Annotated in this window: 10 protein-coding genes; 6 read left to right on the plus strand and 4 right to left on the minus strand. The window is 74.5% G+C overall.

All coding sequences use genetic code 11. The features are described from left to right. Positions 1-191: 191 nt before the first annotated feature. Complete coding sequence (locus IF43_RS0121335) at positions 192-545, plus strand: hypothetical protein (RefSeq protein WP_030203003.1); 354 nt, start codon at positions 192-194, stop codon at positions 543-545. A 189-nt stretch (positions 546-734) separates the two neighbouring features. Further along, positions 735-3,269, plus strand: coding sequence for a DNA helicase PcrA (pcrA, locus tag IF43_RS0121340; RefSeq protein ID WP_030203013.1), 2,535 nt, complete (start codon positions 735-737; stop codon positions 3,267-3,269). An 84-nt stretch (positions 3,270-3,353) separates the two neighbouring features. On the opposite strand, the gene IF43_RS0121345 is transcribed toward pcrA, so the two are convergent. Both IF43_RS0121345 and IF43_RS0121350 read right to left on the minus strand, forming a co-directional pair. Beyond that, positions 3,354-5,138: a M23 family metallopeptidase gene (locus IF43_RS0121345; RefSeq protein ID WP_051795778.1), complete on the minus strand. Its 1,785-nt coding sequence runs from the start codon at positions 5,136-5,138 to the stop codon at positions 3,354-3,356. 381 nt (positions 5,139-5,519) lie between these two features. After that, positions 5,520-6,491: a triacylglycerol lipase gene (locus IF43_RS0121350; protein WP_030203019.1), complete on the minus strand. Its 972-nt coding sequence runs from the start codon at positions 6,489-6,491 to the stop codon at positions 5,520-5,522. A gap of 248 nt (positions 6,492-6,739) precedes the next feature. On the opposite strand from IF43_RS0121350, the gene IF43_RS0121355 reads away from it, so the two are divergent. Next, positions 6,740-7,153, plus strand: coding sequence for a cobalamin B12-binding domain-containing protein (locus IF43_RS0121355; protein WP_030203024.1), 414 nt, complete (start codon positions 6,740-6,742; stop codon positions 7,151-7,153). Between the two features lie 161 nt (positions 7,154-7,314). Here IF43_RS0121355 and IF43_RS0121360 read toward each other — a convergent pair whose 3' ends face one another. Continuing rightward, positions 7,315-9,042, minus strand: a complete 1,728-nt coding sequence (locus IF43_RS0121360) for a DUF5691 domain-containing protein (protein ID WP_234332407.1) — start codon at positions 9,040-9,042, stop codon at positions 7,315-7,317. Positions 9,043-9,689: 647 nt separating this feature from the next. Continuing rightward, positions 9,690-11,150 (minus strand): SWIM zinc finger family protein, encoded by a 1,461-nt coding sequence (locus IF43_RS0121365; RefSeq protein WP_030203028.1) that lies wholly within the window; start codon positions 11,148-11,150, stop codon positions 9,690-9,692. Positions 11,151-11,285: 135 nt separating this feature from the next. Here IF43_RS0121365 and IF43_RS0121370 point away from each other — a divergent pair, with 135 nt between their 5' ends. From IF43_RS0121370 to IF43_RS0121380, 3 genes are all read left to right on the plus strand, one after another. Next, positions 11,286-12,392 (plus strand): AAA family ATPase, encoded by a 1,107-nt coding sequence (locus tag IF43_RS0121370; protein ID WP_030203029.1) that lies wholly within the window; start codon positions 11,286-11,288, stop codon positions 12,390-12,392. 170 nt (positions 12,393-12,562) lie between these two features. Then, positions 12,563-15,139 (plus strand): DUF5682 family protein, encoded by a 2,577-nt coding sequence (locus IF43_RS0121375; protein WP_051795786.1) that lies wholly within the window; start codon positions 12,563-12,565, stop codon positions 15,137-15,139. Positions 15,140-15,333: 194 nt separating this feature from the next. Then, complete coding sequence (locus tag IF43_RS0121380; protein ID WP_234332409.1) at positions 15,334-16,548, plus strand: VWA domain-containing protein; 1,215 nt, start codon at positions 15,334-15,336, stop codon at positions 16,546-16,548. The last annotated feature ends 42 nt before the right edge of the window (positions 16,549-16,590 follow it).

Genomic DNA, 16,590 nt, shown 5'->3' on the forward strand with positions numbered 1-16,590 from the left:
TTCCGTCGGCGCGGCCCCTGGTGCCAGGGGCACGGCTTCTTGGGGGAGGACGCTAAACCTCCAGGTAACGGCCGGATGACGGGATGAGCGGAAGTGTTCTGCTCCGTGATGCAGGTGACCGGAAGTGGCGGAAAGAGACAGGAGAGACCCCTGCGCGGGCCCGGTTTCGGCCGGATCGTAGGCTCGCGGCCATGGACGTACTCATCCACCTCCTCGTCGGGCTCCACATCATCGGCATCGCCTCGCTGTTGGGCGGTTTCCTGACCCAGATGAAGGCCATGGGCGCCGGCACCGCCCGCGTCGTCCCGGCCATGCTGCACGGCGCGCTGACCATGCTGGTGACCGGTGTGCTGCTGGTGGGCCTCCACCAGGCGCAGGGCCACCACGTCAACAACGTCAAGATCGGCGTGAAGCTCGCGGTCCTCTTCGTCGTCCTCGCCCTCGTCTACGTCAAGCGCGACGAGGAGACCCTGGACAAGGGGATCTTCGGTGCGATCGGCGGCCTGACCACGGCGAACATCTTCATAGCGGTGCTCTGGACCTGATCCCCCGACCAGCCCCGTACGGCCGCCCACCCACCCCCGTACGGCCCGCCCACCGGCGTCGTACGGGGCCCCGGCCCCTACGGCGCACGGACCCCGGCCGGTGGCCGAGCGTCGTCATCCGCGCACACCGCGTCCCCCTTCCGGAACCCGCGCCACGCTGTCGGTGCGGACCCCTAGACTCGGAAGGCGATGAGCAGCCTCTTTGACGACAGTTTCCTGGCGGACCTGAAGCCCTCCGACGAGGACGCCCCGCCCCCGGAGGACTACGGCCCGGAAGAGGGCCCCGGCCCCGAGCCCGGCGCGGACGACCTCTTCGAGGGCCGCTTCGACGTACCCATGACGCGGGACGAGTACTACCGGGACGGCTCCGCACGCCCCGTGATCGACCCCGCGACCCTGCTCGAGGGGTTGAACGAGCAGCAGCGCGCCGCGGTCGTCCACGAGGGCTCCCCGCTGCTCATCGTGGCCGGCGCGGGCTCCGGCAAGACCCGGGTGCTGACCCACCGGATCGGCCACCTGCTGGCCGCCCGGCACGTCCACCCCGGCCAGATCCTGGCGATCACCTTCACCAACAAGGCCGCCGGCGAGATGAAGGAGCGCGTGGAGAGCCTGGTCGGCCCGCGCGCCAACGCGATGTGGGTCTCCACCTTCCACAGTGCCTGCGTCCGCATCCTGCGCCGCGAGTCCAAGCGCCTCGGCTTCACCTCCTCGTTCTCGATCTACGACGCCGCCGACTCCAAGCGCCTCATGGCCCTGGTCTGCCGCGACCTCGACCTGGACCCGAAGAAGTTCCCGCCGAAGGCGTTCAACGCCAAGATCTCGAACCTGAAGAACGAGCTCATCGACGACGAGGCCTTCGCCGACCAGGCGGCCGACGGCTTCGAGAAGACCCTCGCCCAGGCGTACGCGATGTACCAGTCGAGGCTGCGCGAGGCCAACGCCCTCGACTTCGACGACATCATCATGACCACGGTCCACCTCCTCCAGGCCTTCCCGGACGTGGCCGAGCACTACCGCCGCCGCTTCCGGCACGTCCTGGTCGACGAGTACCAGGACACCAACCACGCCCAGTACACGCTCGTGCGCGAGCTCGTCGGCGCCGGCTACGAGGACCTGCCGCCCGCCGAGCTGTGCGTGGTGGGCGACGCCGACCAGTCGATCTACGCCTTCCGCGGCGCGACCATCCGCAACATCCTCCAGTTCGAGGAGGACTACCCGGACGCGACGACGATCCTGCTGGAGCAGAACTACCGCTCCACCCAGACCATCCTGTCCGCCGCCAACGCGGTCATCGAGCGCAACGAGAACCGCCGCCCGAAGAACCTGTGGACCGACGCCGGCACCGGCGCCCGGATCGCCGGCTACGTCGCCGACACCGAGCACGACGAGGCCCAGTTCGTCGCCGACGAGATCGACCGGCTCACGGACGCAGGCGACGCCAAGGCCGGCGACGTCGCCGTCTTCTACCGCACCAACGCCCAGTCCCGCGTCTTCGAAGAGATCTTCATCCGGGTCGGGCTGCCGTACAAGGTCGTCGGCGGTGTCCGCTTCTACGAGCGCAAGGAGGTCCGGGACGTCCTGGCCTACCTGCGCGTCCTGGCCAACCCCGAGGACAACGTCCCGCTGCGCAGGATCCTCAACGTCCCCAAGCGCGGCATCGGCGAGCGCGCCGAGGCGATGATCGACGCCCTCGCGCACCGTGAGCGGATCACCTTCCCGCAGGCCCTGCGCCGGGTCGACGAGGCGTACGGCATGGCCGCCCGCTCGGCCAACGCCGTCAAGCGCTTCAACGCCCTGATGGAGGAGCTCCGCACGATCGTCGAGTCCGGCGCCGGGCCCGCGGTCGTCCTGGAGGCGGTGCTGGAGCGCACCGGCTACCTCGCCGAGCTCCAGGCCTCCACGGACCCCCAGGACGAGACCCGAATCGAGAACCTGCAGGAACTCGCTGCCGTGGCGCTCGAGTTCGAGCAGGAACGTGGCGAGGCCGCCGCCCCGACGGCCGCCGGGGACGCCGCGGCACCGGCAGCCGGCGGCGGCACCCTGGCCGAGTTCCTCGAGCAGGTGGCCCTGGTCGCCGACTCCGACCAGATCCCCGACGAGGACGAGGACGGGTCCGGCGTCATCACGCTGATGACCCTGCACACCGCCAAGGGCCTGGAGTTCCCGGTGGTCTTCCTGACCGGCATGGAGGACGGGGTCTTCCCGCACATGCGCGCCCTCGGGCAGGTCAAGGAACTGGAGGAGGAGCGGCGGCTGGCCTACGTCGGCATCACGCGCGCCCGCGAGCGGCTGTACCTGACCCGCTCGTCGATGCGCAGTGCCTGGGGCACGCCCTCGTACAACCCGCCCTCGCGGTTCCTGGAGGAGATCCCGGACCAGTACCTGGAGTGGAAGCGGACCGGCGCGCAGAAGCCGGCCGGCCCGATGCGCAGCGGGCCGGGCGGTGGCAGGGCGTCGTTCGGCACCTCTCCCGAGGCCTTCCTCTCCGGTGGCGTGTCCTCCTCCCGGGCCCGGTCCGGCCCCTCGGGGTTCGCGACGCGCCGGGCCACCGACAAGCCGGTGGTCGCCCTGGCGGTCGGGGACCGGGTCACACACGACCAGTTCGGGCTCGGGTCCGTGATGGAGGTCAAGGGCGCGGGCGCCGACGCCCAGGCCACGATCGACTTCGGCGACGGCAAGCCGAAGCGGCTGCTGCTGCGGTACGCGCCGGTGCAGAAGCTCTGACGCAGCCGGACACGTGGAAGGGGGCCCGGAGCGCAAGCTCCGGGCCCCCTTCCCGCGTTCCGGTCGGCGTGTCTCAGGCGCGGGTCACGTCGGGTCCAGGCCGTGGGCGCGCAGCCACGGGAGCGGGTTGATGGCGCCGCCGCCGCCCGGCCGTACCTCGAAGTGCAGGTGCGGGCCGGTGGAGTTGCCCGAGTTGCCGGAGTACGCGATGACCTCGCCGGCCTTGACCGTGCCGGACCGGAGCTTGGTGCTGCTCAGGTGGCAGTACCAGGTCTCGGTGCCGTCGGGGGCGGTGACTATGGCCATGTTGCCGTAGGCGCTGTTCCACTGCGTGCGGACCGTGCCGTCGGTCGCGGCCATCACCGGGGTGCCGTACGAGACCGGGAAGTCGATGCCGGTGTGCAGGGACATCCAGTTGACGCCGGACTGACCGAACCCGGCGCTGAGCCCGTGCTGGGTGACCGGCAGCGCGAACTTGGGGCGCAGCGCCTCCTTGCGGGCCGCCTCCTCCGCGCGCCGCTTGCGGTCCTGCTCCTGGCGTTCGCGCAGGTCGATACGTTCCTGTGTGCGGCTCGCGCGGTCCGCGAAGTCGCCGGCGTCGGCGCTGAGCGCCTGGAGCTGGGTGTCGAGCTTGCTGTTGGCGGCGACCGGCTTGACCGAGGCCGGGTCCGGCGCGGCCAGGGTCTGCGGCTCCTCGACGGTCTGCTGGCCCGTGAGCCCGCCGACCGAGGCGGCGGCGACCCCCGCGACGCCCATGACGCAGGCCGAGGGCACGGCGACCGTGAGCAGCGCGGAGCGCTTGGCGGGAGTACGGCGGCGGCCGCGGTTGCCTGCCCCGGCCTGGGCGCCTCCGCGGCGGGCGGCGGCCCGCGAGTGCGGCGCCGGGGTCGGGCCGATGTCGAGGGCGGTGGCGTCGGCGACCTCGAAGAGCTCGTCCGCGTCGTCCGCCGGGTCCGCCCCGCCGGCCTGGTCGTGGTCGTGGTCGTACGACGCGTCGTACGGGGCGTCCGGGCCCGCGTCCGCCTCGAGGAGGTCGAAGTCGATGCCGAGTTCGCCGACCATCGTGGCGGCGGCGGCGAAGGCGACCTCCTGGGCGGAGTGCCCGGGCGCGGGGTGCGTCGCGTCGGGGTGGCCGAGGGCGGCGGCGCCGAGGTCGACGTACGTCATCGTCGGGGTCTGCTCGAAGGCCGGCGCGGGCGCGGAGTGCGGGCCGTCGAGCGGCTGCTGCTGGGCGTACGGGTCGTACTGGTCGTACTGCGCGGCGCCGCCCTGCGGGTCGTAGGCCGGGTAGGCCTGCTGCGGGTGGACCTGGGTGGCGTCGGGCGCGGGTGCGTAGGCGGCCTCGTGGGACGGGGCGGCGTACTGCGCGTCGTAGCCGTCGTACGCGCTGCCGGTGCCGGAGTTCCAGGCGGTGGCGTCGTACGCGCCGGTCTCCGTGCTGCCCGGCATCGTCCAGTGCCCCGACTGCCCGCCGGAGAGGTCGTAGCCGTAGGCGGTGGGCTGCGGGTCCGTGTTCCAGGCGCCGGCGTCCCACTGCGCCGAGGTGTCGTGGGGGGCGGCCTGGGCCGGGATGCCGGAGGCGGGGGCGTCGTGCCCGGTCCAGGCGGTGGCGTCGTAGACGCCGGAGTCGTACGACTGCTGGGGGGCGTAGGCGGCGTACGGGTCGTAGTCGTAGGCCTGCTCGTACGCGGGGGACGCGGTCTGCTGGGCGCCGTAACCGCTGTCGTAGGCGGTGGCGTAGCCGCCCTCGTACCCGTTCTCGTATCCGCTCCCGTAGGACCCGAGGCTCGAGTCGCCCGCGAAAGTGGTGGTGGAGAGGCCGTCGTACCCGGCGTGCGGGTAGTGGCCCGACGAGGGTCGGTCGGTCACCAACTTCTCTTTCGCCTCGGCAGTGGGGGCCTGGGTGGCCGGGGAGGAAAGAGGTCCCCGGAGGAGGAGCAGTGGCGTGACTGTACCCGGCGGTTACTCGCAACGACAATCTTCGGAGGGTTTTGGATCCTCAGGAACCGGGCATTCGGCCGCCTTTCGGCCGACTCCCGGCCGAGGCTTGGCCGTTCGTTCGAGATCTGTTCGAAGCGGAAGGGTGGGGCGCGTAGCGGACCAGCGAGCATGAAACAGGCATATGCGACCGTGCGGACGGATCTGAGTCGGCGTCAGGCGCTGCCGGGTTACGGGGTCCGAGCGGGCGGGGGCTCGGGCGCGCCGGGGCGGGCCGGTGGCCGCCGGGGCGGCCGACCGGTGCCGGGGCCCTCAGGCGACCGACACGCTGTCCGACGCGGCGGCGCCCAGGTCGCCCGGGCCGTCGAGGACCTGGCGGATCCGGGAGGTCACCGCCGGGTGGGCGGCGAGCGCGAGGTGCCCGATGCCGCTGACCCGGACGTTCTCCGTGCGGAGGTCGGGGTGGTCCAGCCGCGCCGTCTCCAGCGGGACCATGAGCTGGTCCAGATCGCTCCAGAACGACACGAAGCGGGTCGGGCAGCCGGGCGCGGGCGCGGCCAGCTCCGCCAGCACGGGCGAGTCGGGGCGCATCTGACGCACCACGGGGTGGGCGTCCATGAGCGGGGCCACGCGCGTGCCGCCGTGCGGCGTGCCGAGCGTCACCACCGTGCGCACCCGCTCGGCGCCGCCGAGGCACTGCACGTAGTACCGCGCGACCAGCCCGCCGAGGCTGTGGCCGACGAGGTCGACACGGTCGTGGCCGGTGCGGGTGCAGACCTGCTCGACGTGCTCGCCGAGCAGCCGGGCGGCGACGCGGAGGTCCGTCGTGAAGGGCGAGTAGTTGAGCGCTTCGACGTGCCGTCCGCCGTCGGCGGTGAGGGCGCGGCGCAGGAGCAGGAAGACGGAGCGGTTGTCGGTGAGGCCGTGCAGCAGGATCACGGGCGGCCGCTCGGCGGCGGGGCGCAGCGGGACGTCCGTACGCGCCCGGTCGTCCGTACGGGCGTCCTCGCGCCGACCGGAGCCGCCCTGCCGACGGCCGGACCGGCCCGCGGACGCACCGTCGTACCCGGACGTGCCACCGGGTGCGGACCGGGACGCCGGGTCGGCGCCCCGGGGACGCCCGTGCTGGTGTCCGTCACGTCCCCCGGCTCCGTCACGTCCCCCGGCCGGTCGGCGCTCGGCGAACACGCCGGTGGGGTACAGGAGGAGGTGGCCGGCGAGGATGACCAGCTCCAGTGCGGCGGCGCGCAGCGCGGTCGCCGGAAGTGATAGTGAAAGGCCCATTCCCGACCTCCCGAAGTGATCTCCGGAGTTCGACACCTCCGGTTATGCCACACCACCGTGCCGTGCGGCTGACGGCACGGTGGCGCGGCGACCTCGTCGCGGCTCCCCGGGCGATCGTGTCCCACCGTGTGATTTCCCCCTCGGGGGATGCCGCGAAACGGCGGCGTGCGGGATGCTGTCCTTAACGATCGTTCACTCGATGATCGATCACGAGTAGCTTCGACAGCGCAGTCGGCATGGAGGCAGTGATGGGTGTGACCGGTCCGATCCGTGTGGTGGTGGCCAAGCCGGGTCTCGACGGCCACGACCGCGGCGCCAAGGTGATCGCCCGGGCCCTGCGTGACGCGGGCATGGAGGTCATCTACACGGGCCTCCACCAGACCCCCGAGCAGATCGTGGACACCGCGATCCAGGAGGACGCCGACGCGATCGGCCTCTCGATCCTCTCCGGCGCGCACAACACCCTGTTCGCCAAGGTCATCGACCTGCTGCGGGACCGCGAGGCGGAGGACATCATGGTCTTCGGCGGCGGAATCATCCCGGAGGAGGACATCCCCCCGCTCAAGGCCAAGGGCGTCGCCGAGATCTTCACCCCGGGCGCCACCACGACCGCCATCGTCGACTGGGTCCGCACCCACGTCCGCCAGTCGGCCGGGGCCTGACCCGCAGCGAGGTCCGGGCGGGGCACGCCCCGCCACGCGGTGCGGCGGGGCGTGCCCCCCCCCCCCCGCTCGCCCGGGGGTTCCGCACCGTCCCGCAGAAGCGGGGCCCCCGTGGGCCGGTACGTGGGATCCCACCTCCGGCCCGGGGCGGGCGGGCCGGATCAAGGAACCAGTTCCGCGAACATCTCCGCACGGATGCGGAGCGTGGCCGCGAGCCGCTGGAAAGCCTCGTCCCAGTACGCCTCCGCCCCGCCCGCTGTCCGGAGCACCCGCGTGGCATCCACCCCCGCCGGGCCGGAAGCCCCCGCGGCACCCCCCGCGCCCGGCACGCCGGCGACGGCGCCCGAGCCCCACGCACCGGCGCCGGCCGCGGAGCCGGAGCCGACAGGCGCATCCGAAGACGCATCCGACGGCGGAGCCGTAGGCAGGGTCAGGGACTCGAGGCGCGCAGCCTCGCCAGGGTCGAGGCACCGCTCCGCCAGCCCCATCACCCCGCTGAAACTCCACGGGTAGCCACCCGCATCCCGCGCGAGGTCCAGCGCGTCGACCACGGCCCGCCCCAACGGCGCGGCCCACGGCACTTCGCACACCCCCAGCAACTGGAACGCCTCCGAGAGCCCGTGCGCCCGCACGAACTCGGCCACCCATTCCGCCCGCTCCGCCCCTGGCAGCGTCTCCAGCAACTTGGCCCGCTCCGCGAGCGAGGCCGTGCCGGGCCCGGCGGCCGGCGACGCAGCGGGGGAGCCGAGCAGCGCCCTCGACCACTCGGGGTCGCGCTGCCGCACGGCGGCCCGGCACCACGCGGCGTGCACGTCCTCCCCCCACCCGTCGGCCATCGGCAGGGCCACGATCTCCTCCGGGCCGAGCCCCCCGAACCGCTCCCGCCAGCAGCCCAGCGGAGCCGCCTCCACCAGCTGGCTCAACCACCAGGACCGCTCGCCCCGTCCCGCCGGCGGCCGCTCCACGACCCCGTCCCGGCGCATGCCCTCGTCGCACTCCAGGGGCGCCCGCACCCCCTCGGGCCCCACGCACGCCAGGGCCCGCTCCGCCATGCGCCCGGCCAGCGCCGACGCGGGCAGGCACGACAGCAACTCGGCGGCCGTCGCCCGTACGTTGCGGCTGCGATCCCCCAACGCAGCTTCCAGGAAGGGCTCGTCCCCGTCCGACAGCGCCGCGCGCAGCGAGTCGAGGAACATCAGCCGGTCCTCCGCCCGCTCGCGCGACCACGTCGTGAGCAGCAACTCCCGGGCCCCGGCAGGGTCCCGCTCACGTATCGCCGAAAGGAGCGCCACCCGCTCGGCGAAGAGGCCCTCCTGCCACAGCCCCGCCACGGCGTCGGCGTCTGTGAGGTCCGGCAACTCGGTACCGCCCGCCCCGCCGCGCAGCGCGAACCGCCAGTCCGGGTTCAGCCGTGCCAGCCACAGCCCGCGCACCCCCGCCAGGGCCAGGGCGGCGGGACGCAGGTCGGTACGGGCCTTCGCCGCGTCCAGCAGCGCGGGCAGGACCGCGGCAGGGGCCCGGTAGCCATGCCCGTTCGCCGCCGCCAGCCACTGGGGCAGGAGCTCGGTCAGATCGGGCAGGGCGCCCCGTCCGGAGGTGTGGGCGCCGGTCCGACCGGCCAGCAGCCGGCCGAGCCGCCGCCGGGCCGCCGCGGGCAGTTCGGGCCGCGGATCGTCCGCCACCCGCACGGGCAGCGCCCGGGCGGCCGCGGGCCGCAGCCCGGCGCGGCGCCGCACCGTGTGGACCGCCGCCGCGTCGAGCAGCCCCTCCGGAGACCCGCCGCCGGCTCCCGCCCGCCGCCGCTCCGTACCGAGCAGCGCGGCCGTCACCAGCCCCTCCCAGTCCGCCGCCGCCCACTCGCCCATGCCCGCCCCCACCGTCGTCACCATGCCGGTCCTCCGCCCGCTCGCTCGCCGTTCCATTTGCCTGGCACGCGCCCCCGCCCGCCTGACCACGCGTCCGCCCGCCCGCGCGCTCGCCCGTCTGACCACCGCCCCGCCCACCTGCCCGCCGTCCGTGATGCATGCACCGCCCCGCCCCCGGAGCGCCCGGTCCGCGGCCCCACCGACCCGCCTCTCAACCCGGTGTGGTGTGTGGGGGAGGCGCTTGACGGGGTATGGCAGGCTGGTCCGGAGGCAGGCCCGGGCCAGGGGTGGCCGAAGGCCAGGGCGAAGCCCCAAAGCCCCTGGGGTGGGCCTGCCGCTGGGCCTGCAGGCCATGCCCCGTCAAGCGCCGAGGGGACCCACACACCACAGGGTGGCTCTCCCGTGCCGCCGCCCAGCGCAGCACCGCCGCCGCCCGACACCGCCCCCACCACCGCCGTTCCCGCCCCCGTCCCGCCCCCTCCACGGGACCGGGGGCGGTTCCGGCCGGGGCCGCGGGGTTCGCCGGGCCCCTCGCGGACGGGAACGGGACTGCCCGCACCCACCCCCCAGCACCCCCACCCACCTGCACCCCCCCGCGCCTCCACCCACCCGCGCCTCCACCCACCCGCACCCGCTCCACCCCTCTCGCCCACCCACCCCGCCCCCCCAGATCAGACCAACGCCACCGCCTCAGCCGACCCCGGCTGCCAAGCCGTCAACGGAGTGAACCCCTGGTGCCCGCATTCACCGAAGACCGTCAGCGGGCCCCCACCCGACAGGGCGGCCAACTGCCAGCGGCCGGAGCGGGACCGCCCGTCGCGGCTGAGCGGCAGGGCGTACTGCCCGTCCGAGTCCGCCAGTTGCCAGGCCGGCTCGCCCGGCACGGGTATGACGTCCGCCAGGACGACCGGCCACGAATCCAGCCACGGGTCCTCCTGAAGGGCTGCCCCGTACAGGTCGAGCGCGGCGCCCGTGCTCACGCCCGGCGGTGCTTCGCCGCTCGGCACCGGCGGTCCGAACCGCTCACCGAGGTCCACCCGCAGCTGGCCCGCGCCCGCGTGCCACACCGCCTCCGCGTCCAGGACCAAACCCACCGGGAGGGACAGTTGAGGAGCCCGGCCGGCCGGGCCGAAGCCGAGCACCATGGCCGGCCGCCCCGTCCGGAGCCCCCGCAGCCACACCCGTCGCGTGGTCAGCCGCCCGTCCGGAGAGACCGAGTCGTACTGGGCCAGCACCTGCCAGCAGTCCCGGACCCTCGCACCCCCCGCACCCGCCGAGCCTCCCGCACCCGCCGAGCCTCCCGCACCCCCCGAGTCCACCGAGCCCCCCGCACTCACCGGACCCCCTGCACCCCCCGAGCCCCCCACCCCACCCGGAAGCCCCACCCGAGTCCGTACCGTCGCGGCGAGCGGCTCCGGCAGCCCGCCCACCTCGAACCAGGCGCGCCCCAGCAGGTGCAGCAGTGCGCACTCCTCCAGCATCCGTACCGGCCAGCCGGTGCCCGAGGCGGGGATCGTCCCCAACTCGCGTGCCCGCGCCGCCAGTCCGGGAGCCTGCGCGTCCACCATGCGGGCCGCCGTCTCCTCCCACAGCGCGTAGCCGGCCCGCTCCTGCCCGGCCAGGCCGCCGCGCAGCAGGTCCGCGAGCCGCTGCTCCAGCTCCTGGACGCCCGCCCCGATCCGCTCCGCCCGCCGCTCCGCCCTACGGCGCGCGGCCGCCGGATCGGCCGTCCCCGCCGGGCCCGCCGCACCCGCGCCGCCCCCGTCCCGCCGCTTCGCGGCCCGTTCCGCACGCCCCCCGAGCCACTCCTCGGCCCAGTCCGGCGCGGCCGTCCCGTCCGGTACGGCACCCTCGTCGGCCGCCCAGAGCAGCAGCAGCCCGAGCGCGTGCTTGCACGGGAACTTCCGGCTCGGGCAGGAGCACTGGTACGCGGGCCCGGCCAGGTCGACCACGGTCCGGTACGGCTTGCTCCCGCTGCCCTTGCACAGACCCCACACCACACCGGAACCGGAACCTCCGGTCGCCGTCCACGGCCCGGCTCCGCCGAGCTTGCTTCCCGCCTTGCGTGACGCATCGTCAGGCGCCAGTGCCAGCACCTGCTCAGACGTCCAGCGAACCCCCTGCTGAGTCATGGCAACGACGGTAGGGCGCCCCACTGACAATCCGTCTGACCTGCAACGACACCTGCAGCGCCGGGTGTTGTCAGTGGCGTGGTGCACGGTGGGAAACGCAGCGGCCGAGAGCGCTGCAGACCTGGAGGGGGACCCATGACCATGCCCGAGAGCAGCTCCGGCGGCGAGGCCCTGCGGCCGCACGCCGAGGACGCGTTCGCAGCGGAACTGAAAGCCCTGTCCGCCGCTGACGACCGGCCCCGTCCGGCCCGGTGGAAGCTGTCCCCGTGGGCGGTCGCCACCTACCTGCTGGGCGGCACGCTCCCCGACGGGACCGTCATCACCCCCAAGTACGTCGGCCCGCGCCGCGTCGTCGAGGTGGCCGTCACCACCCTCGCCACCGACCGCGCGCTCCTGCTCCTCGGCGTCCCCGGCACCGCCAAGACCTGGGTGTCGGAGCACCTGGCGGCGGCTGTCAGCGGCGACTCGACCCTGCTCGTGCAGGGCACGGCAGGAACGCCGGAGGAGGCCATCCGCTACGGCTGGAACTACGCCCGCCTGCTCGCGCACGGGCCGAGCCGGGACGCGCTCGTCCCCAGCCCCGTCATGCGCGCCATGGCGGAGGGCATGACCGCGCGGGTCGAGGAGCTCACCCGCATACCCGCGGACGTCCAGGACAGCCTCATCACGATCCTCTCCGAGAAGACCCTGCCCGTACCGGAGCTGGGTGAGGAGGTGCAGGCCGTACGCGGCTTCAACCTCATCGCCACCGCCAACGACCGCGACCGCGGCGTCAACGACCTGTCCAGCGCACTGCGCCGCCGCTTCAACACCGTGGTCCTGCCGCTGCCCGCGAGCGCCGAGGACGAGGTCGACATCGTGTCCCGCCGCGTCGACCAGATCGGGCGCTCGCTCGACCTGCCGGCAGCGCCCGAGGGCGTCGACGAGATCCGCCGGGTGGTCACCGTCTTCCGCGAGCTGCGGGAGGGGATCACCGAGGACGGGCGGACGAAGGTCAAGACGCCCAGCGGCACGCTCTCGACTGCGGAGGCCATATCGGTCGTCACCAACGGGCTGGCCCTCGCGGCGCACTTCGGGGACGGCGTCCTGCGCCCGTCCGACGTGGCCGCCGGCATCCTCGGCGCCGTCGTACGCGACCCCGCGGCCGACCGGGTGATCTGGCAGGAGTACCTGGAGGCGGTCGTGCGCGAGCGCGACGGTTGGAAGGACTTCTACCGGGCCTGCCGGGAGGTGACGGGGTGAGCGGGGTGAGCGGTGCGAGCGGTGTGGGCGGTGCGAGCAGCGTGGACAGTGTGAGCAGTGCGAGCGGTGTGGGCGGTGTGAGCAGTGCGAGCAGCGTGGGCAGGGGGGGTGCCGCGAGGGGTGCGAGGGGTTCGAAGCGGGCCGCCGCCGCCTCCGGGACCGGGCCCTACCTGCTGGGCGTACGGCACCACGGGCCCGGCTCGGCACGGGCGGTGCGGGCCGCACTGGACGCCCTACGGCCCGAGGCGGTGCTGATCGAAGGACCGCCGGAGGCCGACGCGCTGCTGCCGCTGGCGGCGGATCCCGGGATGCGGCCGCCCGTCGCCCTGCTGGCGCACGTCGTGGACGACCCGCGCCGCGCCGCGTTCTGGCCGTTCGCCGAGTTCTCGCCCGAATGGGTGGCGCTGCGCTGGGCGCTGGAGGCCGGGGTGCCGGTCCGGTTCATCGACCTGCCGGCCGCGCATGCGCTCGCGGGGGAGGGTGATGGGCACGGCGAGGCGCACGGCGCGGAACACGGCCAGGGGCACGGCGAGGCGCATGGCGAGGCGCATGGCGAGGCGCATGGCGAGGGGGACGGGCCCCAGGAGGCCGAGAAGGAGGCGGCGGCCGACCGGGCGGAGAAGCTCCGGCTGGACCCGCTGGCCGTCCTGGCCGAGGCCGCCGGGTACGACGACCCCGAGCGGTGGTGGGAGGACGCCGTCGAGCACCGCGCGGGCGTGCGCCCGACCACGGAGTGCGGCGAGGGCGCGGCCGAGGCCATGGCCGAGGGCCCGTCCGCGGGCATGGCCGCCTTCGACGCGATCGGTGACGCCATGGCCGCGCTGAGGGAGGAGTACGGCGACGGCGGGCACGGGCGCGACCTGGTCCGCGAGGCCCACATGCGCCAGCGCATGCGCGCGGCCCGGCGGGAGTTCGGAACCGACTTCGCCGTGGTCTGCGGCGCCTGGCACGTCCCCGCGCTGCGCGCCAAGACCACCGTCTCCGCGGACAAGGCCCTGCTCACGGGGCTCCCCAAGGCCAAGGTCGAGACGGCCTGGGTGCCCTGGACGTACCGCAGGCTCACCCGGGCCGCCGGTTACGGCGCCGGGATCGCCTCCCCCGGCTGGTACGGGCACCTCTTCGCCGTCCCCGACCGACCCGTGGAGCGGTGGCTGACCAAGGTGGCCCGGCTGCTGCGCGCCGAGGACAAGCACGTCTCGTCCGCCCACGTCATCGAGGCGGTACGGCTGGCCGAGACCCTGGCCGTGCTGCGCGGCCGACCGCTGCCCGGGCTCGCGGAGACCCTCGACGCGGTGCGTTCGGTGATGTGCGACGGCTCGGACGTGCCCCTCGGGCTCATCGAGGACCGCCTGGTCGTCGGCGACCGGCTCGGGGAGGTGCCGGACGGGGCCCCGGTCGTCCCGCTGCAGCGCGACCTGACGAAGCTGCAGCGCAGCCTCCGGTTGAAGGCGGAGGCCCGGGAGCGGGAGCTCGAGCTCGACCTGCGCGGCGAGACCGACGCGGCCCGCAGCCGCCTGCTGCACCGGCTGCGCATGCTGGGCATCGCGTGGGGCGAGCGGGCGGCCTCCCGAAGCAGTACGGGGACGTTCCGCGAGACCTGGCGGCTGTGCTGGGAGCCGGAGCTGTCGGTACGGGTGGCCGAGGCGGGGATCTGGGGCACCACCGTCCTGACCGCCGCGACCGCCAAGGCCGAGGCGCACGCGGCGGCGGCCGAGGAACTCGGGCAGGTCACCGCCCTGGCGGAGGGGTGCCTGCTGGCCGGGCTCGACGGGGCGTTGCCAGCCGTGCTGAAGGCCCTCGAGGACCTCGCCGCCCTGGACACCGATGTGGCCCGGCTGGCCAAGGCGCTCCCGGCACTGGCCCGTTCGCTGCGCTACGGCGACGTGCGCGGTACCGGCACGGCCGCGCTCGGCACGGTCGCGGCGGGGCTCGCGGAGCGGATCTGCGTCGCGTTGCCGCCGGCCTGCGCGGCCGGCCTCGACGCGGACGCGGCGGCGGAGCTGCGGGCGCACGTGGACGCGGTGCACGGGGCCATCGGGCTGCTGGAGGCGTCGGTGGGGGTGCGCGCGGGGGGCGGGGGGTCCCGGGCCGGGAACGGCGGGCTGCGCGGGCGCTGGTCGGCGGTGCTGCGGTCGCTGGCCGTGCGGGAGGCCGTGCCCGGTGTGATCCGCGGGCGGGCGGCCCGGTTGCTGCTCGACGAGGGGCGGATCGAGGCGGACGAGGCCGCCCGCTGGATGGGCCTCGCACTCTCACCGGGTGCCGAGCCCGCCGACGCGGCCGCCTGGATCGAGGGGTTCGTCGGCGAGGGCGGCGAGGGCGGTGGGGGCGGTGGGGGCGGTGGGCTCGGTGGGCTCGGTGGGCTCGGTGGGGGCGGAGTGCCGGCGGGGGCCAAGGGCTCGGGTGGCGGTGGCGTTGGCGTTGGCATTGGCGGCGGCGGCGGCGGTGGCGGTGGCGGGATGCTGCTCGTCCACGACGAGCGGCTGCTGGGCCTGGTCGACGCATGGCTGGCCGCGGTGCCGGAACGAGCCTTCACGGACGTGCTGCCGCTGCTCCGGAGGACGTTCTCGGCGTTCGAGCCGGGCGTGCGCCGGACCCTCGGCGAACTCGTCCGCCGCGAGCCGGGCAGCCGCGGCCCCGCCTCGGCCGTCGAGGCGGGGGCACCCGGGTTCGGGGCGGGGTTGGACCCCGATCGCGCGGATGCGGTCGTTCCGCTCGTGCGGCTGCTGCTGGGGGCGGCGGCTCGGTGAGGCTGCTGGGTGCTGGGTGCTGGGTGCTGGGTGCTGGGTGCTGGGTGCTGGGTGCTGGGTGCTGGGTGTCGGGTGCCGGGTGCCGGGTGCCGGGTGTTGGGTGCTGGCTGAGGGCTGAGGGGGTGCGGGGGTGCGGGGCGTGGAGCCGGGGTGAGGGCTGTGGGTCGTGAGGGTTACCAAGACGAGGGGGAGCGATGCGGAGCGACGGGATGACGGGTGTCGGCGACGGCGCGGGGAGCGGGTCTGATCACGCCGAGCGGCTGCGCCGGTGGCGGCTCGTGCTCGGCGGCGGGGAAGCGGCGGACGGCACGGGGTGCGTGCTGGGCGGGCGGGACGCCGCCATGGACGGTGCCCTCGGCGCCCTGTACGGCGGCGGGTCCGGAGCGGGCACCGGCGGCGGCCGCAGGCGCGGGGGGAACGAGCGCGCGGCCGGCCTCGGCGGCTCGGCGCCGTCCGTGGCGCGCTGGCTCGGAGACATCCGCACGTACTTCCCCAGCTCCGTGGTGCGGGTGATGCAGCGCGACGCCATCGACCGGCTCGGCCTGGCAGCGCTCCTGATGGAGCCGGAGATGCTCGAGGCCGTCGAGGCGGACGTGCACCTGGTCGGCACCCTGCTCTCGCTCAACAAGGCCATGCCGGAGACCACCAAGGAGACCGCCCGGGCCGTGGTCCGCAAGGTGGTCGAGCAGTTGGAGAAGCGGCTCTCGACCCGCACCCGGGCCACGCTCACGGGGGCCCTCGACCGGTCGGCCAGGATCAGCCGCCCGCGCCACCGGGACATCGACTGGGACCGGACCATCCGGGCCAACCTGAAGAACTACCTGCCCGAGTACCGCACGGTCGTGCCGGAGCGGCTGGTCGGCCACGGCCGGGCGGCGCAGTCGGTGAAGAAGGACGTGATCCTGTGCATCGACCAGTCCGGTTCGATGGCCGCGTCCGTCGTCTACGCGTCCGTCTTCGGCGCGGTGCTCGCCTCCATGCGGTCCATCGCCACCCGGCTCGTCGTCTTCGACACGGCGGTGGTGGACCTGACCGACCAGCTCGACGACCCGGTGGACGTGCTCTTCGGCACCCAGTTGGGCGGCGGCACGGACATCAACCGAGCGTTGGCCTACTGCCAGTCCAAGATCACCCGGCCGGCCGACACGGTGGTGGTCCTGATCAGCGACCTGTACGAGGGCGGGATCAGGAACGAGATGCTCAAGCGGGTCGCGGCGATGAAGGCAGCGGGCACGCAGTTCGTGACCCTGCTCGCGCTGTCGGACGAGGGCGCCCCGGCCTACGACCGCGAACACGCGGCCGCACTGGCCGCCCTCGGCGCCCCGGCCTTCGCCTGCACCCCCGACCTCTTCCCGGAGGTCATGGCTGCCGCGATCGAGAAGCGTCCGCTGCCGGTTCCGGAACGGTAGCTGCGGTTCGGGGGAGGGGAGGGAGGGAGGGGGGAGGGGAGG

Source organism: Streptomyces sp. NRRL S-87 (genome assembly GCF_000719335.1).
Classification (GTDB): domain Bacteria; phylum Actinomycetota; class Actinomycetes; order Streptomycetales; family Streptomycetaceae; genus Streptomyces.

What these genes read in the sequence shown, in the direction of transcription:
- IF43_RS0121335 (WP_030203003.1), top strand. Translation starts at nt 192, where the DNA reads ATGGACGTACTCATCCACCTCCTCGTCGGGCTCCACATCATCGGCATC.
- pcrA (WP_030203013.1), top strand. Translation starts at nt 735, where the DNA reads ATGAGCAGCCTCTTTGACGACAGTTTCCTGGCGGACCTGAAGCCCTCC.
- IF43_RS0121350 (WP_030203019.1), bottom strand. Translation starts at nt 6,491, where the DNA reads ATGGGCCTTTCACTATCACTTCCGGCGACCGCGCTGCGCGCCGCCGCA.
- IF43_RS0121355 (WP_030203024.1), top strand. Translation starts at nt 6,740, where the DNA reads ATGGGTGTGACCGGTCCGATCCGTGTGGTGGTGGCCAAGCCGGGTCTC.
- IF43_RS0121360 (WP_234332407.1), bottom strand. Translation starts at nt 9,042, where the DNA reads ATGGTGACGACGGTGGGGGCGGGCATGGGCGAGTGGGCGGCGGCGGAC.
- IF43_RS0121365 (WP_030203028.1), bottom strand. Translation starts at nt 11,150, where the DNA reads ATGACTCAGCAGGGGGTTCGCTGGACGTCTGAGCAGGTGCTGGCACTG.
- IF43_RS0121370 (WP_030203029.1), top strand. Translation starts at nt 11,286, where the DNA reads ATGACCATGCCCGAGAGCAGCTCCGGCGGCGAGGCCCTGCGGCCGCAC.
- IF43_RS0121380 (WP_234332409.1), top strand. Translation starts at nt 15,334, where the DNA reads ATGCGGAGCGACGGGATGACGGGTGTCGGCGACGGCGCGGGGAGCGGG.